22 protein-coding genes and 1 tRNA gene are annotated in these 18,747 nt (G+C 75.9%); 12 read left to right on the top strand and 11 right to left on the bottom strand.

The window, feature by feature from the left end; genetic code table 11:
* Both VGB14_01475 and VGB14_01470 read left to right on the top strand, forming a co-directional pair.
* Nucleotides 1-1,249 (top strand): tetratricopeptide repeat protein (locus tag VGB14_01475; protein ID HEX9991575.1); only part of this gene is annotated, 1,249 nt, incomplete at its 5' end.
* A 20-nt stretch (nt 1,250-1,269) separates the two neighbouring features.
* The gene (locus tag VGB14_01470) at nt 1,270-2,280 is read left to right on the top strand and encodes a cyclic nucleotide-binding domain-containing protein (protein HEX9991574.1); all 1,011 of its coding nucleotides are present in this window, start codon (nt 1,270-1,272) and stop codon (nt 2,278-2,280) included.
* 6 nt (nt 2,281-2,286) lie between these two features.
* On the opposite strand, the gene VGB14_01465 is transcribed toward VGB14_01470, so the two are convergent.
* Genes VGB14_01465 through VGB14_01450 form a run of 4 tightly spaced genes read right to left on the bottom strand, consistent with a single transcriptional unit; the run spans nt 2,287 to nt 6,623 of the window.
* The gene (locus VGB14_01465) at nt 2,287-3,060 is read right to left on the bottom strand and encodes a diguanylate cyclase (protein HEX9991573.1); all 774 of its coding nucleotides are present in this window, start codon (nt 3,058-3,060) and stop codon (nt 2,287-2,289) included.
* Nucleotides 3,061-3,094: 34 nt separating this feature from the next.
* A complete protein-coding gene (locus VGB14_01460; protein ID HEX9991572.1) occupies nt 3,095-5,065 on the bottom strand; it encodes a protein meaA in 1,971 nt (656 codons plus the stop codon).
* A complete protein-coding gene (aat, locus tag VGB14_01455; GenBank protein HEX9991571.1) occupies nt 5,062-5,739 on the bottom strand; it encodes a leucyl/phenylalanyl-tRNA--protein transferase in 678 nt (225 codons plus the stop codon). The genes VGB14_01460 and aat overlap by 4 nt, the downstream gene beginning before the upstream one ends.
* A gap of 29 nt (nt 5,740-5,768) precedes the next feature.
* Nucleotides 5,769-6,623: a 3-hydroxybutyryl-CoA dehydrogenase gene (locus tag VGB14_01450; GenBank protein ID HEX9991570.1), complete on the bottom strand. Its 855-nt coding sequence runs from the start codon at nt 6,621-6,623 to the stop codon at nt 5,769-5,771.
* A 48-nt stretch (nt 6,624-6,671) separates the two neighbouring features.
* On the opposite strand from VGB14_01450, the gene VGB14_01445 reads away from it, so the two are divergent.
* The 4 genes from VGB14_01445 to VGB14_01430 all read left to right on the top strand — a co-directional run bounded on the left by VGB14_01445 (nt 6,672) and on the right by VGB14_01430 (nt 10,225).
* Nucleotides 6,672-7,334: a Type 1 glutamine amidotransferase-like domain-containing protein gene (locus tag VGB14_01445; protein ID HEX9991569.1), complete on the top strand. Its 663-nt coding sequence runs from the start codon at nt 6,672-6,674 to the stop codon at nt 7,332-7,334.
* An 89-nt stretch (nt 7,335-7,423) separates the two neighbouring features.
* Complete coding sequence (locus tag VGB14_01440; protein ID HEX9991568.1) at nt 7,424-7,897, top strand: helix-turn-helix transcriptional regulator; 474 nt, start codon at nt 7,424-7,426, stop codon at nt 7,895-7,897.
* Nucleotides 7,898-7,926: 29 nt separating this feature from the next.
* Entirely contained in the window at nt 7,927-9,165 is a 1,239-nt protein-coding gene (locus VGB14_01435; GenBank protein HEX9991567.1) for an aspartate kinase, read from the top strand.
* Between the two features lie 25 nt (nt 9,166-9,190).
* Nucleotides 9,191-10,225 (top strand): aspartate-semialdehyde dehydrogenase, encoded by a 1,035-nt coding sequence (locus VGB14_01430; protein ID HEX9991566.1) that lies wholly within the window; start codon nt 9,191-9,193, stop codon nt 10,223-10,225.
* A gap of 1 nt (nt 10,226) precedes the next feature.
* On the opposite strand, the gene VGB14_01425 is transcribed toward VGB14_01430, so the two are convergent.
* Nucleotides 10,227-10,511: a MazG nucleotide pyrophosphohydrolase domain-containing protein gene (locus VGB14_01425; GenBank protein HEX9991565.1), complete on the bottom strand. Its 285-nt coding sequence runs from the start codon at nt 10,509-10,511 to the stop codon at nt 10,227-10,229.
* Nucleotides 10,512-10,644: 133 nt separating this feature from the next.
* Between VGB14_01425 and VGB14_01420 the strand changes: the two genes are divergently transcribed.
* The gene (locus tag VGB14_01420; protein ID HEX9991564.1) at nt 10,645-11,355 is read left to right on the top strand and encodes a DivIVA domain-containing protein; all 711 of its coding nucleotides are present in this window, start codon (nt 10,645-10,647) and stop codon (nt 11,353-11,355) included.
* Nucleotides 11,303-11,851, top strand: a complete 549-nt coding sequence (locus VGB14_01415; protein HEX9991563.1) for a hypothetical protein — start codon at nt 11,303-11,305, stop codon at nt 11,849-11,851. Before VGB14_01420 ends, VGB14_01415 begins: the two co-directional genes overlap by 53 nt.
* Here the strand turns inward: VGB14_01415 and VGB14_01410 are convergent.
* From VGB14_01410 to VGB14_01400, 3 genes are all read right to left on the bottom strand, one after another.
* Complete coding sequence (locus tag VGB14_01410) at nt 11,829-12,671, bottom strand: methyltransferase domain-containing protein (GenBank protein ID HEX9991562.1); 843 nt, start codon at nt 12,669-12,671, stop codon at nt 11,829-11,831. The two genes, VGB14_01415 and VGB14_01410, sit on opposite strands and share 23 nt — an antisense overlap.
* A gap of 6 nt (nt 12,672-12,677) precedes the next feature.
* Nucleotides 12,678-12,752, bottom strand: a tRNA-Pro gene (locus VGB14_01405).
* Between the two features lie 22 nt (nt 12,753-12,774).
* Complete coding sequence (locus VGB14_01400; protein HEX9991561.1) at nt 12,775-13,284, bottom strand: response regulator; 510 nt, start codon at nt 13,282-13,284, stop codon at nt 12,775-12,777.
* Between the two features lie 105 nt (nt 13,285-13,389).
* On the opposite strand from VGB14_01400, the gene VGB14_01395 reads away from it, so the two are divergent.
* Entirely contained in the window at nt 13,390-13,749 is a 360-nt protein-coding gene (locus VGB14_01395; GenBank protein ID HEX9991560.1) for an STAS domain-containing protein, read from the top strand.
* A gap of 27 nt (nt 13,750-13,776) precedes the next feature.
* On the opposite strand, the gene VGB14_01390 is transcribed toward VGB14_01395, so the two are convergent.
* Both VGB14_01390 and VGB14_01385 read right to left on the bottom strand, forming a co-directional pair.
* On the bottom strand, nt 13,777-14,880 hold the full coding sequence (locus VGB14_01390; protein ID HEX9991559.1) for an ArsA family ATPase: 1,104 nt from the start codon (nt 14,878-14,880) through the stop codon (nt 13,777-13,779).
* Nucleotides 14,877-15,854 carry an ArsA-related P-loop ATPase gene (locus tag VGB14_01385; protein HEX9991558.1) on the bottom strand — a complete coding sequence of 326 codons (978 nt, stop codon included), beginning with the start codon at nt 15,852-15,854 and terminating at the stop codon, nt 14,877-14,879. The genes VGB14_01390 and VGB14_01385 overlap by 4 nt, the downstream gene beginning before the upstream one ends.
* A 29-nt stretch (nt 15,855-15,883) precedes the next feature.
* Here VGB14_01385 and VGB14_01380 point away from each other — a divergent pair, with 29 nt between their 5' ends.
* The 3 genes from VGB14_01380 to VGB14_01370 all read left to right on the top strand — a co-directional run bounded on the left by VGB14_01380 (nt 15,884) and on the right by VGB14_01370 (nt 18,549).
* Nucleotides 15,884-17,149, top strand: coding sequence for an NfeD family protein (locus VGB14_01380; GenBank protein HEX9991557.1), 1,266 nt, complete (start codon nt 15,884-15,886; stop codon nt 17,147-17,149).
* Between the two features lie 83 nt (nt 17,150-17,232).
* A complete protein-coding gene (locus VGB14_01375) occupies nt 17,233-17,496 on the top strand; it encodes a WhiB family transcriptional regulator (GenBank protein ID HEX9991556.1) in 264 nt (87 codons plus the stop codon).
* A gap of 27 nt (nt 17,497-17,523) precedes the next feature.
* Nucleotides 17,524-18,549: an alpha/beta hydrolase gene (locus tag VGB14_01370; GenBank protein ID HEX9991555.1), complete on the top strand. Its 1,026-nt coding sequence runs from the start codon at nt 17,524-17,526 to the stop codon at nt 18,547-18,549.
* Here the strand turns inward: VGB14_01370 and VGB14_01365 are convergent.
* Nucleotides 18,546-18,747: SelB C-terminal domain-containing protein (locus tag VGB14_01365; protein HEX9991554.1), on the bottom strand; the 202-nt coding region annotated here is incomplete at its 5' end. The two genes, VGB14_01370 and VGB14_01365, sit on opposite strands and share 4 nt — an antisense overlap.

Raw genomic sequence — 18,747 nt, 5'->3', positions numbered from 1 at the left:
CGCCGGCGACTACGAGGGTGCGCTGGCCGCCGGCGCCCGGGCCGTCGACCTCGCCGTGGCCGCCGGCGACAAGGGCCTCGAGGCCGAGGGCGAGCTGGAGCAGGCCCAGGTGCTGTGGCGGCGGGCCGAGTACGACGAGGCCAACGCCCACCTGCACCGCTCCCGGGAGCTGGCCGAGAGCGCCGACCGGATGGCGACGGCCGCCCTCGCGGTGCGCACGCTCGGGGTCGTCGCCCACGTGCGGGCCCAGTGGATCGCCGCCAACGCCTACCTCGAGGAGGCGCTGCGCATCGCCCACGACGTCGGCGACGAGCGCCTGGAGGGCCAGGTGCTGAACAGCATGGGGGTCGTGGCCCTCGACACCGGCGACTTCGCCATGGCGAGGGCGCTGTACCAGCGGTCGCTCGAGATCAAGCGCCGCATCGGCGACCGCCGGGGGGAGGGCAGCACCCTGCACAACCTCGGCGTGCTGTCCGCCGAGGTGGGCGACCTGGCCGTCGCCCGCCGCTACCTGCGCCAGGCGCTCGAGCTCAGCCGGGCCGCGGGCGACGCCGAGGGCGAGAGCGCGGCGCTGCTCGTGCTCGGGGCGACGGCCGTCGCCAGCGGCGACCACGTCGGGGCGAGGACCCTGCTCGAGCGGGCCCTGCCCCTCCTCCGCCAGCTCGACGACCGCCAGGGCGAGAGCGAGGCGCTGTCGTTCCTGGCCATGGTCGACCACCGCCAGGGCGACCAGGAGGCGGCGCTCGCCAGGGGGCGGGAGGCGGCCGAGATGGCCCACCGGGTCGGCAACCCCCGCGAGGAGTTCCAGGGCCTCACCGTGCTGGCCCACGCCCTGTTCGCGCTCGGCCGGCTGGACGAGGCGGCCGACGTCTACGAGCAGGCCATCACCCTGCGCCACCAGGTCGAGCCCGACGACGTCCCCGTCGGCCTGCTCGCCGCGCTGGCGAGGACGGACCTGGCCCGCGGGCGCACCGACGAGGCGCTGGCCGGGGTGCGCGAGGTGCTCGCCTCCGGCCGCCTGGCCGACCGCCACAGCTTCGACGAGCCCGGCCTCGCCGCCGTCGTCGCCCACGACGTGCTGACCGCCGTCGGCGACCACGCCGGCGCCGCCGAGGTGCTCGAGCGGGCCAGGGAGCTGCTCGACGAGCGCATGGGCCGGCTGGACGAGGAGGACCGGTCCCGGTTCGTCAACGACGTGCCGGCCCACCGCCGCCTCCACGAGCTGCTGGCGCAGCGGCAGGCGGGCTGATCGTCGGTACGGTGCGGACGATGCGCATCGAGTCCTGCGTGACGTCCATCTCGTGGATCCCGTCGGAGGCCATCGACGGCCTGCCGAAGCTCCCGTTCTCGGCGCGGTTCACGCACTACGACGACCCGCCGCCCGACGACATCGGGGGCCCCGGGGCGGGCACGCTCGACCAGTTGCGCGAGGCCGACCGCTTCCGGTTCGCCAACCGGCTGCAGGCCTGGGTCGAGGTCGACGACGACGGTGCCATCGCCCTCTACGGCTACGGCGGCGGCGGCATGATCGGGCACACCCGGCTGAACGTCGGCTCGTCCACGTGGGCCGTGCAGGCCGCGCCGCTGCCCGACATCCAGATCGAGCCGGAGGTCGGCGACGGCTGGGTCAGGTTCACCCAGACGGCCGGTGGCCGCACCGGCGTGCCCGCGCCCCGCACCGTCCGCAAGCCCCCGTTCGTCCAGTGGTACGCGCCGATCGCCTGGACGACCCTCTCGCTCGTGATCCACGCCGACGGGCGCAGCGAGGCGACCCTCCCGGGGGCGAGCCCGTTCCCCCGCCACTGGGTGTACGGCCCCGACGGCAAGCTCGTCGGCAAGTCCGGCACCACCGACTTCAAGGCCTGGTACCACGAGGCCTTCGGCGACCACACGCCCTGGGGCGACGAGGACTCGCCGGCCCTCACCACCGCCGTCGAGACCGCCCTGGAGCGCCAGCTGTCGCTCGTCATCATGCGGGGCGACGAGGAGCCCGACGTGGTCCGCCTCGAGGAGGGCGAGACCCTCACCGAGCAGGGCGCGGAGGGCGACGAGGTCTTCCTCCTGCTCGACGGGGTGGTGTCCGTGGAGGTCGACGGCCGGGAGCTGGCCCAGCTCGGGCCGGGCTCGGTGGTCGGCGAGCGCTCGGCGCTGGAGGGCGGCCGGCGCACGTCGACCCTGCGGGCCGTCACCCGGTGCCGGGTCGCCATCGCCTACCCCGACCAGCTGGACCCGGCCGCCCTCGAGGAGCTGCGGACCGGCCACCGCCGCGAGGAGGCGTAGGCCGGCTCAGTCCGGGCTGGGGGCGACCTCGATCCGGTCCCGCCGCCACTCGCGGGCGGCGGCCAGGGCGTCGTCGGCCCGCTCCAGCACCTCCATGGCGTCGAAGGCGTGGGCCGGGTAGCAGGCCACCCCGGCCCACACGACGAGCTCGGGGTGGCCGGGCAGGATGGCCCGGCGGAGGCGCTCGACCGTCCACACCGCGCCGTCCTCGGGGGTGTCCTCGAGGACCAGCGCGAACCGGCCGTCAGCCAGCCGGCAGGCCGTGTCCGCCTCCCGCAGCGTCGTGCGCAGCGCGGTGGCGACCATGACCGGGTCGGCCGCCGTCCACCCGGCGTCGCCCGTGGTCTTCACCACATCGAGCAGCACGAGGGCGACCGGGCGCAGGTGGCGCCGGGCGGCCAGCACCCGCTGGTCGAGGGTGACCCGGAAGAACGTCTCGTTGAACATGCCGGTCACCGGCTCGGTGACGGTCTCGATGCCGCCCGACGCCGTCGTCGGCGGCGGCGGGGGCGCCGCCACCTCGGCCTCGACCCTGGCCAGCAGGGCCTGTTCGGCGGCCACCTTCCCCCGCTCCAGCTCGGCCGCCTGCTCGGCGAGGGCGGCGGCCCGGTCCTCGGCCTCCCGGCGGCGGGCCTGGTGGCGCAGCGACACGCCCCCGGCGGCCAGCGCGCAGGCGCCGGCCGCGAGGGCGGCGGGCGGGGACGCGGCGACACCGGCGACGACTCCGAGCGTCGCCCCGGTCAGCCCCAGCCACAAGCCCGTCCAGGCGCCGCTCTCCATGACCAGTCCACCATCGGCCGCGGCGGCCCCGGAGTCAAGGCCGGGTGCGGGCAGCCTCGGCGAGGTCGGCGATGTCGGACATCAGCCGCGACACCTCGAAGTCCTTCGGCGTGTAGACGGCGGCGACGCCGGCGTCGAGCAGGGCGGCCCGGTCGCCCTCGGGGATGATGCCGCCGACGACGACGGGTGCCTCGACCCCCTCGTCCCGGAGCAGGCGGACGACCTCGGGCACCAGCTCCAGGTGGGAGCCGGACAGGATCGACAGGCCGACCACGTCGACGTCCTCGTCCCTGGCGGCCGTCGCGATCTCCGCCGGGGTGAGGCGGATGCCCTGGTAGACGACCTCCATGCCGGCGTCGCGGGCGGCGACGGCGATCTGCTCGGCGCCGTTCGAGTGGCCGTCGAGGCCGGGCTTGGCCACGAGGAACCGGGGCGGGCCGCCGGGGAGGGCGGCGACCCGGTCGGCCACCGCCCGCAGCCCGTCGACCCTGGCGGCGCCGGCCCCGGCCGCCGCGGCCACCCCGGTGGGCGCCCGGTACTCGCCGAACACCTCCCGCAGCACGCCGGCCCACTCGCCGGTCGTGCCGCCGGCGGCGGCGAGGGCGATCGTCGCCGGCATCACGTTCCCGTCGGTGCCGGCGACCCGGCGCAGCTCGTCGAGCGCCCGCTTCACGGCGTCGTTGTCCCGCTCGGACCGCCAGGCCTGCACGTCGGCGATCAGCTGGTCCTGCACGGCCGGGTCGACCCGCAGGATGTGCTCCTCGCCGCCGAGGGGCGACGGAGCCGTCTCCGTGAACCGGTTGACCCCGACGACGACGAGGTCGCCGCTCTCCACCCGCCGCACCCGCTCGGTGTGGGAGCGCACCAGCCGGCCCTTCAGCTCGTCGATGGCCTCGAAGGCGCCGCCGAGGGCGAGCACGTCGTCGAGCTCGGCCGTCGCCTCCTCCACCAGCTCGGCCGTGCGGGCCTCGACCACCCTGGACCCGTCGAACAGGTCGTCGTGCTCGAGCAGGTCGGTCTCGTAGGCGAGGATCTGTTGGACCCGCAGGGACCACTGCTGGTCCCACGGCCGGGGGAGCCCGAGCGCCTCGTTCCAGGCCGGCAGCTGGATGGACCTTGCCCTGGCCCGCTTCGACAGGGTCACCCCGAGGGCCTCGAGCACGATCCTCGGCACGTTGTTCTCGGGCTGGGCCTCGGTCAGCCCGAGGCTGTTGACCTGCACGCCGTACCGGAACCGGCGCGCCTTGGGGTCGGTCACCCCGTAGCGCTCGGCCGTGATCCGGTCCCACAGCTCGGTGAAGGCCCGCATCTTGCAGGTCTCCTCCACGAACCGGATCCCGGCGTTGACGAAGAACGAGATCGAGGCGACGACGGCCGGGAACCGGTCCTCGGCCACCTGCCCGGACTCGCGCACGGCGTCGAGCACGCCGACGGCGGTGGCCAGCGCGTAGGCGATCTCCTGGACCGGCGTGGCGCCCGCCTCCTGGAGGTGGTAGCTGCAGACGTTGATCGGGTTCCAGCGGGGGATGCGGTCGGCGCAGAAGGCGACCATGTCGACGATCAGCCGCCGGCTCGGCCCGGGCGGGAAGATGTAGGTCCCCCGGCTCAGGTACTCCTTGACGATGTCGTTCTGGGTCGTGCCCCGCAGCCGGTCGAGGGCGACCCCCTCGGCCTCGGCGTTGGCCACGTACAGGCCGAGCAGCCAGGCGGCGGTGGCGTTGATCGTCATCGACGTGTTCATCTCGCCGACCGGGATGCCGTCGAGCAGCTCCCGCACGTGGCCGAGGTGGGCGACGGGCACGCCGACCTTGCCGACCTCGCCCCTGGCCAGCGGGTGGTCGGGGTCGTAGCCGGTCTGGGTGGGCAGGTCGAAGGCGATCGACAGCCCGGTCTGCCCCTTGGCCAGGTTGGTGCGGTACAGCTCGTTCGACGCCCTCGCCGTCGAGTGGCCGGAGTAGGTCCGCATCAGCCACGGCTGGTCGCGCTCGTGCCGCGTGGCGCTCATGGCGGTGATCCTCTCAAGAACGGGGGCAGCGGGCGAGCGAGCGCGTCGGCCAGCAGCCGCAGGTAGGTGGGCCGGGGGACGGCGACGGCGCCGAGCGAGGCGAGGTGGGGGGTGAGCCACTGGACGTCGAGGAGGGCCCCGCCGCCGTCGGCCAGCCGCTCGACGAGGGCGACGAGCGCCACCTTCGACGCGTCGGTGTGCCGGTGGAACATCGACTCGCCGGCGAACAGCCCGCCGACGGCGACCCCGTAGAGGCCGCCGGCCAGGTCGCCGTCCGGCGTCCAGGCCTCCACGCTGTGGGCCCACCCGAGGTCGTGCAGCGCGAGGTAGGCCCGCCGGACGGGCTCGGTGATCCAGGCGCCCGGCCGGCGCCGGTCGGCGCAGGCGGCGATCACGGCGGCGAACGCCGTGTCGACGCGGACCTCGAAGCGGGCGCAGGACTTCCGCAGCGACCGGCTGACCCGCAGGCCGTCGAGGGGCAGCACCCCGCGCGGGTCGGGCGACCACCAGGCGACCGGGCCGGAGCGGCCGAGCGGCATGGGGAACAGCCCGGCCCGGTAGGCGGCGAGCAGGGTGCCGGGCTCCAGGTCGGCGCCCACGCCGACCACGCCGTCCTCGTCGGCCGCGTGGGCCGGCGGGAACTGCCACTGGGTGGGCGGCGGCTCCACGGGCACGGCCCGACAGTGTGCCGCCGGCGGGCCGATCAGTCGGCGTCGTACCGGTAGAAGCCCCGGCCCGACTTCCGGCCCAGCCGGCCGGCCGCCACCATGCGCCGCAGCAGCGGCACGGGCGCGTAGTTCGGGTCGCGGAACTCCTCGTAGAGCGCGTCGAGGATGGCGACGGAGGTGTCGAGGCCGACGAGGTCGAGCAGGGCGAACGGGCCCATCGGGAAGTTGCAGCCGCCCTGCATGGCGGCGTCGACGTCCTCCACCGACGCCGTCCCCGCCGCCACCAGGCGGACCGCGTTGTTCAGGTACGGGAACAGCAGGGCGTTGACCACGAACCCGGCCCGGTCCTCGACCTCGACGGTCTGCTTCCCGCAGGCCTCGGCGAAGGCCCGCACCTCGGCCATCGTCTCGTCCGAGGCGGTGAGCGGGCGGACCAGCTCGACCAGCGCCATCACCGGCGCCGGGTTGAAGAAGTGGACGCCGCACACCCGGTCGGGCCGGCCCGTCGCCGCGGCCAGCTCGACGACCGGCAGGGTGGACGTGTTGGTGGCGAGGATGGCGTCGGGCTGGCACACCCGGTCGAGGTCGGCGAACAGCTCCCTCTTCACGTCGAGGTCCTCGACCACGGACTCGACGACGAGGTCGCAGTCGGCCAGGTCCTCGAGCGCCGAGGTGCACACGACCCGGGACAGGGTGGCGTCCCGCTCGCCGGCGTCGAGCCGACCCTTGGCGACGAGGCGGTCGAGCGACGCCTCCAGGCCGGCGTAGAGGGCGTCGGCGGTGCCGTCGGCCCTCGACCGGAGGACGACCTCGAGGCCGGCCCTGGCGGCGACCTCGGCGATGCCCGAGCCCATGATCCCCGAGCCCACGATGCCCACTCGCTTGATCACGGCCGGAGGTTACCCAGCGGTAGGGTTCGGAGCCATGCGGAGGCCCGGATGAGCGGCGTCCTGGCCCTGGTCGGCGGGGGCGAGTGGCGGGAGGGCTGCACCTTCGACGCCCGCCTCCTCGAGGCCGGCGGCGGCGAGGTCGTCGTCCTGCCGACGGCGGCCGCCTACGAGCACCCCGAGCGCCTGGTGGCCACGGCCACGGCGTGGTTCGCCTCGCTCGGCGGCCGGGCCACCGGCCTGCCCGTGCTCTCCCGGCGCGACGCCTTCGACGAGGCCAACGTGGCCGCCGTGCGGGCCGCCCGGTTCACGTACCTGGGCGGGGGCTCGCCCCTCCACCTCCGCTCGGTCCTGAAGGAGACGCCACTCTGGCAGGCGCTCGTCGACGCCTGGCACGACGGCGCCGTCCTGGCCGGGTCGTCGGCCGGCGCCATGGTCCTCTGCGACCCGATGGTCGACCCGAGGGGCGGCGCGTTCACGGTCGGGCTCGGCCTCGTCGCCCAGGTCGCCTTCGTCCCCCACGCCGACACCTGGTCGGCGGAGCTGGCCCGCCGCACGGTGGCCCTCGCCCCGCCCGACCTGCCCGTGGTCGGCGTCGACGAGCGCACCGCGCTCGTCCGGGAGCCGGACGGCTCGTGGTCGGCGGAGGGCGCCGGCGAGGTCGCCGTCGTGGTCGGTGGCCGCCCTTCCGGGCTGGCAGCTCTCCCCGCGTGACGGGGTGGTTCACGTTCTGCGCGATCCGGGGCAGAATGGCGGCAGGGAACCAGGTCTAGTCGGCACAACCAGGTGGAAGGCGGGAGCACATGGCGGGTGCGACCGAAGCCGCCGCCGTCGGCGAGCGGCTACGCGCCGTTCGGCGCCTGCGGCAGCTGTCGTTGGAAGAGGTCGAGCGCCGATCGGGCGGTCGATGGAGCGCGTCGGCGGTCGGGGCCTACGAGCGGGGGTTCCGGAACATGACCGTCGAGCGGCTCCGCGAGCTGGCGGAGTTCTACGACGTGCCGCTCGGCGCCCTGCTCGGCAGCGAGGACGTGCTCGTCCTGCCGAGCACGGACGTCCCGAGCCGGGTCGTGCTCGACCTCGACGCCCTGTCGGCCGAGCCCGAGGCCGCGGCGGTGCTGCGCTTCGCCCGCTCGATCGCGGAGGAGCGGGGCCGGCCGGACTCGCTGCTCGCCATCAGGGCCGGTGACGTGCGCACGCTCTGCGTGCTGCTCCAGATGGACGAGGCCGCGCTCCTGTCCCGGCTGCGCAGCTGGGGCGCCCTGGCCGGTCGCCGGTAGGGCGCGGGCGGCCCGGCTACCGTCGGGCCGTGCCCCTCGTCGTCCAGAAGTTCGGTGGGACGTCGGTGGCCGACGCCGAGCGCATCCGCGCCGTCGCCGACCACGTCGCCCGCACCCGCCGGCGGGGCAGCGACGTCGTGGTCGTCGTCAGCGCCATGGGCAAGGAGACCGACGACCTGCTCCGGCTGGCCGGCGAGGTGTCGACGTCGCGGCCGGGCCGGGAGATGGACATGCTGATCACGGCGGGCGAGCGGAAGGCCATGGCCCTCGTGTGCATGGCCCTCCACGACCTCGGCGTGCCGGCCGACTCGTTCACGGGCAGCCAGGCGGGGCTGATCACCGACACGAGCCACACCGACGCCAGGATCGTCGAGCTGCGGCCCGACCGGGTGCGGGCCGCCCTGGCCGCCGGCCGGGTGCCGGTCGTCGGCGGGGCCCAGGGCGTGTCGACGGCGAGGGACGTCACCTTCCTCGGCCGGGGCGGCTCGGACACGACCGCGGTCGCGCTGGCCGCCGCCCTCGGCGCCCACGCCTGCGAGAAGTACAGCGACGTGCCCGGCGTGTTCACCGCCGACCCCCGGCTGGTCCCGACGGCGAGGCGGCTCCCGAGGATCAGCTTCGAGGAGATGCTGGAGGTCTCGGCCACCGGCAGCGGGGTGCTCGCCCACCGCTCGGTCGAGTACGCGAGGAACCACGGCGTGCGCCTGCACGTCCGGTCGAGCTTCACCTGGGAGCCGGGCACCTGGGTCGAGGAGGAGGACCCGTCCATGGAGCAGGCCATCGTCTCCGCCGTCACCCACGACGTCACCGAGGCGAAGATCACCGTCCACGGCGTGCCCGACCGGCCCGGCGTCGCCGCCCGCCTGTTCCGCCAGCTGGCCGACCGCAAGGTGTCGGTCGACATGATCGTCCAGAACACCTCCGTGTCGGGGGCCACCGACATCTCCTTCACGGTGCCGACCGCCGACGTGGCGGCCAGCCTGGCCGCCGCCGAGGCGGTGGGCGACGACATCGGCGCCGCCGGGGCCGAGGCCGACGAGAAGATCGCCAGGGTGAGCGTGGTCGGGGCCGGCATGAAGACGAACCCCGGCGTGGCCGCGACCATGTTCGAGACCCTGGCCGAGGCCGGCATCAACATCGAGATGATCTCGACCTCCCCGATCCGCATCAGCTGCGTCATCCGGGGCGACCAGGTCGAGGACGCCGTCCGGGTCCTCCACGACGCCTACGGGCTGGACCGGCTGGACCGCGGCGACCCCGTCGCGTAGCGGGCCGGCCGCTACCGTGGCCGGCATGCACGTCGCCATCGTCGGCGCCACCGGCCAGGTCGGGGGCGTGATGCGCTCGGTGCTGGCGGAGCGCCGCTTCCCGGTCACCTCGCTCCGGCTGCTGGCCTCGGCCCGGTCCGCCGGGCGCCGCCTGCCCTGGGGTGACGGTGAGGTGGAGGTCGAGGACGCGGACACCGCCGACTGGGGCGGCGTGGACCTCGCCCTGCTCTCCGCCGGCGCCACCGCCTCCCGGGCGCTCGCCCCCCGCATCGCCGCCGCCGGCGCGCTGGTCATCGACAACTCCTCGGCCTGGCGGATGGACCCCGACGTGCCCCTCGTCGTCAGCGAGGTCAACCCCGAGGCGCTCGACCGGGTGCCGAAGGGCATCGTCGCCAACCCCAACTGCACGACGATGGTCGCCATGCCGGTGCTGAAGCCCCTCGACCGGGAGGCCGGCCTCGTGCGCCTGGTGGCGAGCACCTACCAGGCCGTGTCCGGCGCCGGCCTGGCCGGCGTGGACGAGCTGGCCGACCAGCTGGCCAAGGCCGGCGACGCGGCCAGGGACCTCACCTACCGGGGCGACGCCGTCGACCTGCCGCCCGCGTCCGTGTTCCCGGCACCCGTCGCCTTCAACGTCGTCCCCCGGGCCGGCGACCCGCTCGACGACGGCAGCGGCGAGACCGTCGAGGAGCGCAAGCTCAGGGACGAGACCCGCAAGATCCTCGGGCTGCCCGACCTCCCGGTGGCCGCCACCTGCGTCCGGGTGCCGGTCTTCACCGGCCACTCGCTCGCCCTGTCGGCCGAGTTCGCCGAGCCGCTCGCGCCCGAGCGGGCCGTCGAGCTCCTGGCCGGCGCGCCGGGCGTCGTCCTCGCCGACGTGCCGACCCCGCTCGCCGCCGCCGGCACCGACCCCGTCCTCGTCGGCCGGGTCCGCCGCGACCCCTCGGTGCCCGGCGGCCGGGGCCTGTCGCTGTTCGTCAGCGGCGACAACCTCCGCAAGGGCGCGGCGCTGAACGCCGTCCAGGTGGCCGAGGCCTGGCTGGCCCGCCGCTCCGGCTAGCTCAGCGGGGGCACCGGCACGGCAGCCCGCCGCACCGGGGGCAGCCGCCGGCGTAGCGGGCGGCGGCCTCGTCGAGGGAGATCCCGAGCTGGTCGGCGAGCGAGGCCAGCCAGGCGAGCACGTCGCCGAGCTCGTGGCGCTGGGCCGCCCGGTCGCCCTTGCGCACGGCCTGGGCCAGCTCGCCGAGCTCCTCGGCCAGCCAGGCCACCGTCGCCGCCGTCCCCCTCGCCCGGTCCCGCTCGCCGTAGGTGCGGGCCATCAGGTCCTGGAAGCCGGCGAGGTCCATGGCGACCGAGGGTACGGCGCAGGAGCGCGCCGCCCCGCCGTCGAACGGTCACACCAGCAGAGCACCGGCCACGCACCGTAGGATGTGCACCTGCGGTCGAAGTCGGGCGAAGGGCTGGGGACCGGGGGTCGGCATGCCACTCACACCTGAGGACATCGAGCGGCGCCAGTTCACGGTGACCTTGCGCGGCTACCACACCGCCGAGGTCGACGCCTTCCTCCGCCACATCGCCGCCGAGCTCCGCGAGCAGCTCGCCCTGCCCGGCCTCCCGTCGCTGCCCCCCGCCCCGGACGGCGCGCCGGTCGTGCGGGCCGACATGGGCGTCGGCCCGGCGTTCGGGCGGGTGGCGCACACGATCGCCTCGCTCCTCCAGACGGCGGCCGAGTCGGCGGCGGACATCCGCCGCGACGCCGAGGAGGAGGCGGCGGCCACGCGGGCGAAGGCGGCCGAGGAGGCGAGGGCGCTGCGGGAGCGGGTCGACCGGGAGGCGGCCGAGACGACCGCCGCCACCCAGGCCGAGCGCCAGCGGGCCGAGCAGGAGGCGGCCGAGGCCAGGGCGAGGGCCGGGGCCGAGGTCGACCGGGCCAGGGCCGACGCTGCCCGCATCCTCGAGTCGGCCAGGCGGGAGGCGGCCGAGCTGCGCAGCCGGGCCCAGGCCGACCACGACCGGCTGGTGGCCATCGACCGCGACCTGCGCGGCCGGCTGGAGCAGACCGCCGAGAACCTCCTCCGCTCGCTCCACCGCCCGGTCGTCCAGGACCCGGTGTCGATGCCCGTCCTGTCGCTGCCGGATGAGGAGCGCCGGGTGGTCGAGCCGCCGGTCGCCGAGTGGGCCGACGGCTGACCAGCCCGAGCCGGCCCGCCCCGACCTGACCCTCACCGCCGGCGTCCTCGTCGCCGTCGTCGCCGTCGGCCTCACGCTCTCGGGCGCCGCGGCCGGCGTCTCCCTCGCCGTCGTGCGCTCCCGGGCCACCGCGGCGGCGCTCGCCGGGGCGGCGTTCGTGCTGACCGTGTGCCTGTGGCCGGGCGACACGGGCACGTTCCGCCACCGGGAGCCGTTCGAGGGGTTCCTCGGCTGGAGCGGCTCGCCGGTCGAGACCCTGGCCAACGTCGCCCTCTACGTCCCCCTGGGCTGGGCGGTGGCCGCCCTGTCCCGGCGCGGCTGGCGCCACCCGGCCGCCGCCCTGGTGCTGGCGCTGCCGTTCGTGGCCGAGGGCCTCCAGGGCGCCGCCGAGTCGCTGCACCGCCAGTCGAGCGTGGTGGACCTGGCCGCCAACCTGGCCGGCGCGGCGATCGGGCTGGCCGCCGGGTCCCGGCTCAGGCCGGCCGGCGGGCGCTGACCAGCCAGGCCGAGCCGCTCAGCACGACGGCGCCGTCGTCGCCGGCGCTCGCCGCGAGGAGCTGCTCGACGGCGGCCCACGCCCTCGCCGCGGCGTCCGGCGGGGCCGGGTCGATGACCCGCCTGGCCAGCTCGCTGCGGCCGAGGAAGGCGAGCGCGTCGCCCACCGAGCCGCCCAGCCGGGCCGGGGCCCGCACCTCGTCGAGGGCCACGTCGACCAGGCCGGCGCCGGCGAGGAGCGACCGGAGGCGGTCGCCGTCGGCCAGCGCGAACGGGCCGGGGCGGTTCGGGTCGGCCGGCGGCGGGGCGGGCACGTGGGCCAGGGCGGCGGCCGCCGGCGCGGCGATCCAGTCGTTCTCGGCGAGGTCCATCCAGCAGGCGAGCACCAGCCGCCCGCCCGGGCGGAGGGTGGCGGCCAGGTTGGCGAAGGCGGCCGCCGGGTCGTCGAAGAACATCACGCCGAACCGGCTGACGACGAGGTCCTGCGACGCCGGCGGGAAGGGGTGGACCTGGGCGTCGCCCCGGACCCAGTCGACGTCCACGCCGGCGGCCTCGGCCCGCCTGGCCGCCTCGGCCAGCATCGGCCGCGACACGTCGACCCCGGTGACCCGCCCGCCCGGCGCCACCAGCCGGGCCAGGTCGACGGCCAGCGCGCCGGTGCCGCAGCCGACCTCGAGCGCCCGCTCGCCGGGGCGCGGGTCGGCGGCGGCGAGCAGGGCGTGGCCGAACGGGCGCAGCATGGCGTCGTAGCGGGCCGCCTCGCGCACCCAGTGCTCGCCGGCCGGCCCGTCCCAGCTGGCGATCTCCTCCGCGTTCACCATGACCGGTCGGGAAGGCGGGATTCGAACCCGCGACCTCAGCGTCCCGAACGCTGCGCGCTAACCAAGCTGCGCTACTTCCCGGAGACCCCGATCCTACCCCGACTCAGCCGGGCGCCGGTTGGCGTTGGCGCTTGCGCCACGAGCGGGGCCGGTCGCCGCCGTCGGCCCGGTCCTCCTCGGGGATGCCGGGCGCCGCCCCCTCGATCGACGCCGCCGACGGCGGGCCGACGTGGGGCTCGGACGGGCCCTCCTCCATCAGCCTGGTCATGACCCGCCGGAGGCCGAGCGGCTCCAGCGGCTTGACCAGCCACTCGTCCGCCTCGGAGCGCTTGGCGAGGAACACGTCGGGCACGCGGTCGAGGAGCATGAGGACCGGCAGGTGGGGGAGCCGGCCGACCCCCTCCTCCAGGCGGATGGCCATGCAGGTGGCCATTCCGCCCATGTTGCCGATCTGGAGGTCGAGCACGACGAGGTCGGGCAGGCGCTGCTCGATGGCCGGGAGGACGTGCTTGCCGGCCCGCACCCGCCGGATCGACACGTCCGGGCCGCCGACGGCCGCGGCCACCTCGTCCGCCACCCAGTCCGCGTCCGTGGCGAGCAGCACGTCGGGCACGGCGGTCAGGCTAGCTGGCCGGTCGTGGGTCACAGGAGGCCCTGGAATCCCCCGAGGCGGCCCCGGGTACCATCCCGGCCACGTCCCCTCGCGCTAGGAGGCTGCGTGCTGGAGATCCAGGTGGAGCGAGCCGACGACCACACGGTCTGCCGACCGGTGGGCGAGCTCGACGCCTACACGGTCGGGCAGTTCCGCGAGGCGCTGAGCGAGCTGGCCACCACGCCCCGGCTGCTCATCGACCTCTCGGCCGTGCCGTTCATGGACTCGGCCGGCCTCGGCGCGCTCATCGGCGGCATCCGGCGGGCGAGGGAGGCGGGGGGCGACGTCGCCGTCGCCTGCTCCCGCCCCACGCTCACCCGCCTGCTCCACACGACCGGGTTCGACCGGATCGTGCCGGTGACCGAGACCCTCGAGGAGGCGCTCGCCGCGCTCTCCACGGCGAGCGACGGCGCCCACCAGGGCTGAGCCGGCCGGGCCCGTCGAGGAGGTGCGTCAGCCGAGCAGGTGGCGGCCGACCTCGGCCAGGCCGTCGAGGTCGTGCACGTCGGAGCCGAGGAACGGCACGAGCACGACCGGCGCCGGCCGCACCCGCTCCGCCAGCCCCTCCAGGTGGCGCTCCTCGGCGGTGGCGACGGCCCGGAAGTCGGCCAGGTTGGCGTAGAGCCCGGCCAAGGCCTCGGCCGCCTCCCCGCCCCGGGCCGCCAGGGTCCGCGCCCGCTCCCGCGCCGCCTCGGGCAGGCCGTCGCCGAAGCGGGGGTGGACCCGGTTGACGACGAGCGCTCGCACCGGGATGCCGCCCTCGGCCAGCCGGCCGGCGAAGAACCTCGCCTCCTCGATCGTGTCCCGCCGGGGCGAGGCGACGAGCACGAAGGCGGTGGCCGGGTCGGACAGGAGCTGGAGGACCCGCTCGGCGCGGTCCCTGAACCCCTGCTCCATGCCCTCGAAGGCCTGGAAGAAGGCGACGGCGTCGTTCACCACCTCGCCGCCGACCACCCGGGACACGGTCCGGAAGAAGGCCTGGGCGGCGAAGCCCACGGCCCGCACGAGCCCCCTGGTCGGGGCCATGAGCGCCCGGAACAGCCGGTGGTCGAGGAAGGCGGTCAGCCGGCGGGGGGCGTCGAGGAAGTCGAGGGCGTTGCGGCTGGGCGGCGTGTCCACCACGACCAGGTCGAAGTTCCGCTCCTCGTGGAGCTCGTAGAGCTTCTCCATGGCCATGTACTCCTGCGTGCCGGAGAGGGCGCCGGAGATGTTGCGGTAGAAGCGGTTCGACAGGATGCGCTCGGCCTGGGCCTCGTCCTCGGCGTGCTGGACGACGAGGCGGTCGAAGGTGCTCTTCGTGTCGAGCATGAGCGCCCACAGCTCGCCCGGCCAGTCGCCGTCGATGCGGCTCGGCGTGTCGGACAGGCCCTCCAGGCCGAGCGCGTCGGCCAGCCGCTTGGCCGGGTCGATCGTGACGACGACCGCCTGGCGGCCCTGGCGGGCTCCCTCGAGGGCGAGCACGGCCGCCGTCGTCGTCTTGCCCACCCCGCCCGACCCGCAGCACACGAGGATGCCGCTGGTGGCGACCAGGTCGGCGAGGGCCGTCCGGTCGCTCACGTCCCCGTGCTGGCCGTCGGCAGCTCGACCACGCCGGCCAGCTGGTCGGTCAGCTCCCCGGCCAGCCGGTCGACGTGCTCGGGGCCGAGGTCGGCGGTGAACAGGTACGGCAGCCGCAGCTGGGGGAGGGGGAGCTCGGCGGCCAGCCGGGCCACCTGCTCCTCCTGGAGCGCCATGCGCCGGCGGCGGAAGGCGGCCGCCGCGGCCATCGCCTCCGCCTCGCCCGCGCGGAGCCCGACCCCGGCCGCCTCGGCCAGCGCGCCGGGGTCGCCGTCGAGGCCGCGCAGCGCCGGGTAGACCCCGTTGACCACCACGGGGCCGAGGCTGACCCCGACCCGGTCCTCCAGCCGGTAGGCCGTCTCCACCAGCTCGTTGACCGGCGTCTCCTCCGGCAGGGTGACGAGCAGGACCTGGCAGCGCGACGGGTCGGTGAGCAGGTCGAGCACGTCGCTCGCCTGGGCCTGGATGGGCCCGACCCGCACGGCGTCGAGCAGCCCCCTCGCCGACATCAGGAACGTGATGGCGTGGCCGGCGGCGGGGGCGTCGAGGACGAGCAGGTCGGCCGTCCCGCTCCGCTCCAGCTGCTTGACCTTGCCGAGCACGAGGATGTCGCGGATGCCGGGCGCGGCGGTGGCGACGACGTCGAGCGCGCCGCTCGACACCAGCCGCTTGGAGATGCGCTCCAGCCCGTGGCCGTGGAGGTAGTCGAGCAGGGCCTCGTCGGGGGTGAGCGTGCGGGCCCGCACGTCGGCGGCGCCGTCGGGCCCGCCGCCGGGGGACAGCACCACCTCGTCGTAGGTGAGCGACGAGTGGCCGAACAGGCCGGGCAGCCCGCTCTTGCCCTCGACCTCGACGATCAGGGTCGACAGCCCGGCGCGGGCGGCGGCCCTGGCCAGCGCGGCCGTCACCGTCGTCTTGCCCACACCGCCCTTCCCGGCCACGATGACGAGGCGGGACGCGGTGAAGAACCGCACCGGATCCAACCGACTCCCTTCGGAGGAACGTGCTGCGCAGACTACCCAGGGGCCTCCTGGCCGCCGTGGGGATCGTCCTCGCCCTGGCCTGGGCCGGCCCGGCCGCGGCCCGGCAGCCGGCGGCCGGCGTGGTCGACGTGGTCGAGGTCACCGGGCTGCTCGACCCGGTGATGGTCGACTTCGTCGAGCGGGCCATCGAGGACGCGGCGGCGGACGGCAGCGTGGCCGTGGTCCTGCGGGTGGACAGCCCGGGCGCCGTCGTCGGCGAGGACGAGGTGACCGGCCTGCTCGACGCCGTCGACGCCTCGCCCGTGCCGGTGACGGCCTGGGTGGGGCCGAGCGGCGCGGCCGCGAAGGGCGACGCCGCCCGGCTCGTGCTCGCCGCCGAGGTGTCGGGCATGGCCCCCGGGACGAGGATCGGCGACCTGCCGGCGGGCACGGCCGGCGGCCTGCCGCCCGGGCTGGTGGAGGGCACCCTGCCGGCGGCGGAGGCGGCCGAGGCCGGCGTGGTCGACCTCGGGCCGGAGGAGGCGCCCGTCGTCGGCGACTTCGTCGTGGAGCTGCCGGGGGTCGAGAGCCGGGTGGTGGACGAGGGCGACGAGCGCCGCCGGGAGCCGGTGACGACCGTGCGCTTCGCCAAGCTCACCCCGGTCGACCAGCTGTTCCACACCGTGGCGAGCCCGTCGGTGGCCTACCTGCTGCTCGCCAGCGGGCTGCTGCTGATCGTGTTCGAGCTGTACACGGGCGGGTTCGGCATCGCAGGGGCGGTCGGCGCCGGCGCCGCCGTGCTCGCCGCCTACGGGCTCGACGTGCTGCCCACGTCGCCGGTCGGCCTCGGCCTCGTCCTGTTCTCGATGCTGGCGTTCGCGGTCGACGTGCAGACCGGCGTGCCGCGGGTGTGGACCGGCATCGGCACCGCCTCGTTCGCGCTCGGCTCGCTGCTGCTCTTCGACGACCCCGTCTCGCTCTCGTGGGTGGCGCTCGTCGTCGGCCTGCTCGGCGTGCTGCTCATGGTCCTCGGCGGGATCCCGGCCGTCGTCCGCAGCCGGTTCTCGACCCCGACGGTCGGCCGGCAGTGGATGGTCGGCGAGACCGGGGAGGCCGTCACCGCCATCGCCCCCGACGGCGTCGTGCGGGTGCGGGGCGTGCCGTGGCGGGCCCGCACCAACCGCGCCACCCCGGTGGACGCCGGGCAGCCCGTCCGGGTGGCGTCGATCGAGGGCCTCCTGCTCGAGGTCGAGCCCCTCGAGGGCGCGGCCCGCGACTACCGAGAGCGGCGTCCGGCAACGTCCTGACCTGCGGCGCTGCCACCAAACTGACCCTTGTGCGCTTGTGGATGACGGTTGTACCTTCGCTTTCTCGGGAGAGGGAGGGAGCAGTGAGCGCACTTGGGGTCGAGGAGTCCTGGCAGGTACGAGCCGCGTGCCGGGGCCCGCAGGCGGCGGTGTTCTTCCCGCCGGCGCACTTCGAGCGCAAGGAGGAGAAGCTGCACCGCGAGCACCGCGCCAAGGCCATCTGCGCGACGTGCCCGGTGCGCCAGCCGTGCCTGGACTACGCCATCCGCATCCGCGAGCCGCACGGGATCTGGGGCGGGCTGAGCGAGCTCGAGCGCAAGCACCTCCTGGCGGCCGGGCTGAGCTGAGTTACCCGCGGGTAGGCTCGGGCCCGCATGGCGAGCCCGGCCAGCGCGGACGACGGCGACGACGCCGATCCAGCGGCGGTCGCGCCCAACCTGGGCGCCGGCCTGTCGTGGCGGCGCACCTGGGTTGACGACCGCCCGGCGCTGTACGCGGTCGGTGGTGAGGGCCTCCCGGTCCTGTTCCTCCACGGGTGGGCCCTCGGGCACCGCAGCTACCGGGGCGCGCTCCACCGCCTGCTCGGCATGGGCTGCCGGGTCCACGCGCCCGCCCTGCCCGGCTTCGGCGGCACCGCCGACCTGCCCGGCCGCTCGTTCTCGCTCGGCGGCTACGCCGAGTGGGCCGACCGCTTCCTCGACGCCGTCGGCGTCGACGAGCCCGCCCTCGTCGTCGGCCACAGCTTCGGCGGCGGCGTCGCCATCAAGCTGGCCGCCGAGCACCCCGACCGGGTGTCCTCGCTGGCGCTCGTCAACTCCATCGGCGGGTCGGCGTGGAAGGAGGGCCGGAGGGTCCGGTCGATGGCCGAGCGGCCGCTGTGGGACTGGGGGCTGCACTTCCCGAGCGACGTCTGGCCCCTTCCCCAGGCCACGAGGATCCTCCCGGTCATGCTCGAGGAGGCCCTGCCCAACCTCGTGCGCAACCCGATGGCCATCTGGCGGGTGGCCCAGCTGGCCCGGCGGGCCGACCTGACGAGGGACCTCGAGGCGCTGAAGGAGCGGGGCCTGCCGGTGGCGGTCATCTGGGGCCGGCGGGACGGGGTGATCACCAAGGCCTCGTTCGAGGCGCTGTGCCGGGCCCTCGGCTGCGAGGGCGAGGTGGTCGAGGGCAGCCACTCCTGGCTGCTGGCCGACCCCGACACGTTCGGCGAGGTCATCACCAACGTGGTCGCCGTGGCCAAGGTGGCGAGGGAGCTGGAGGAGGACGACGCCGCCGCCCGCCGCACCGGCTTCCTCGGCCGGTCCCGGCGCCGGCCCCGCACCCTGCGCACGGTCGCCGGCGCCACCCCGGCCGACGAGGTTGACGAGGACGACGCAGCCGACGAGGCCGAGCAGGCCTAGACGGCGGGCAGGCGGGGGCCGGCGACCCTGAGGTCGCCCCGCCGCCGGGTGACCCCGGTGGCGTCGAGGTGGGCGAGGAGGGGCAGGGCGTGCTTCCTCGTCGTCCCGAGCGCGTCGCGCACCTCGGCCACCGTGACCCCGCCCGGCCGGTCGGCCAGCAGGCGGGCGACGACCGCGGCCGCCGCCTCGACGGCGCCC

The sequence above is a fragment of the Acidimicrobiales bacterium genome (assembly GCA_036399815.1).
GTDB lineage: Bacteria > Actinomycetota > Acidimicrobiia > Acidimicrobiales > DASWMK01 > DASWMK01.
This window is presented reverse-complemented; position numbering and strand designations above follow the sequence as displayed.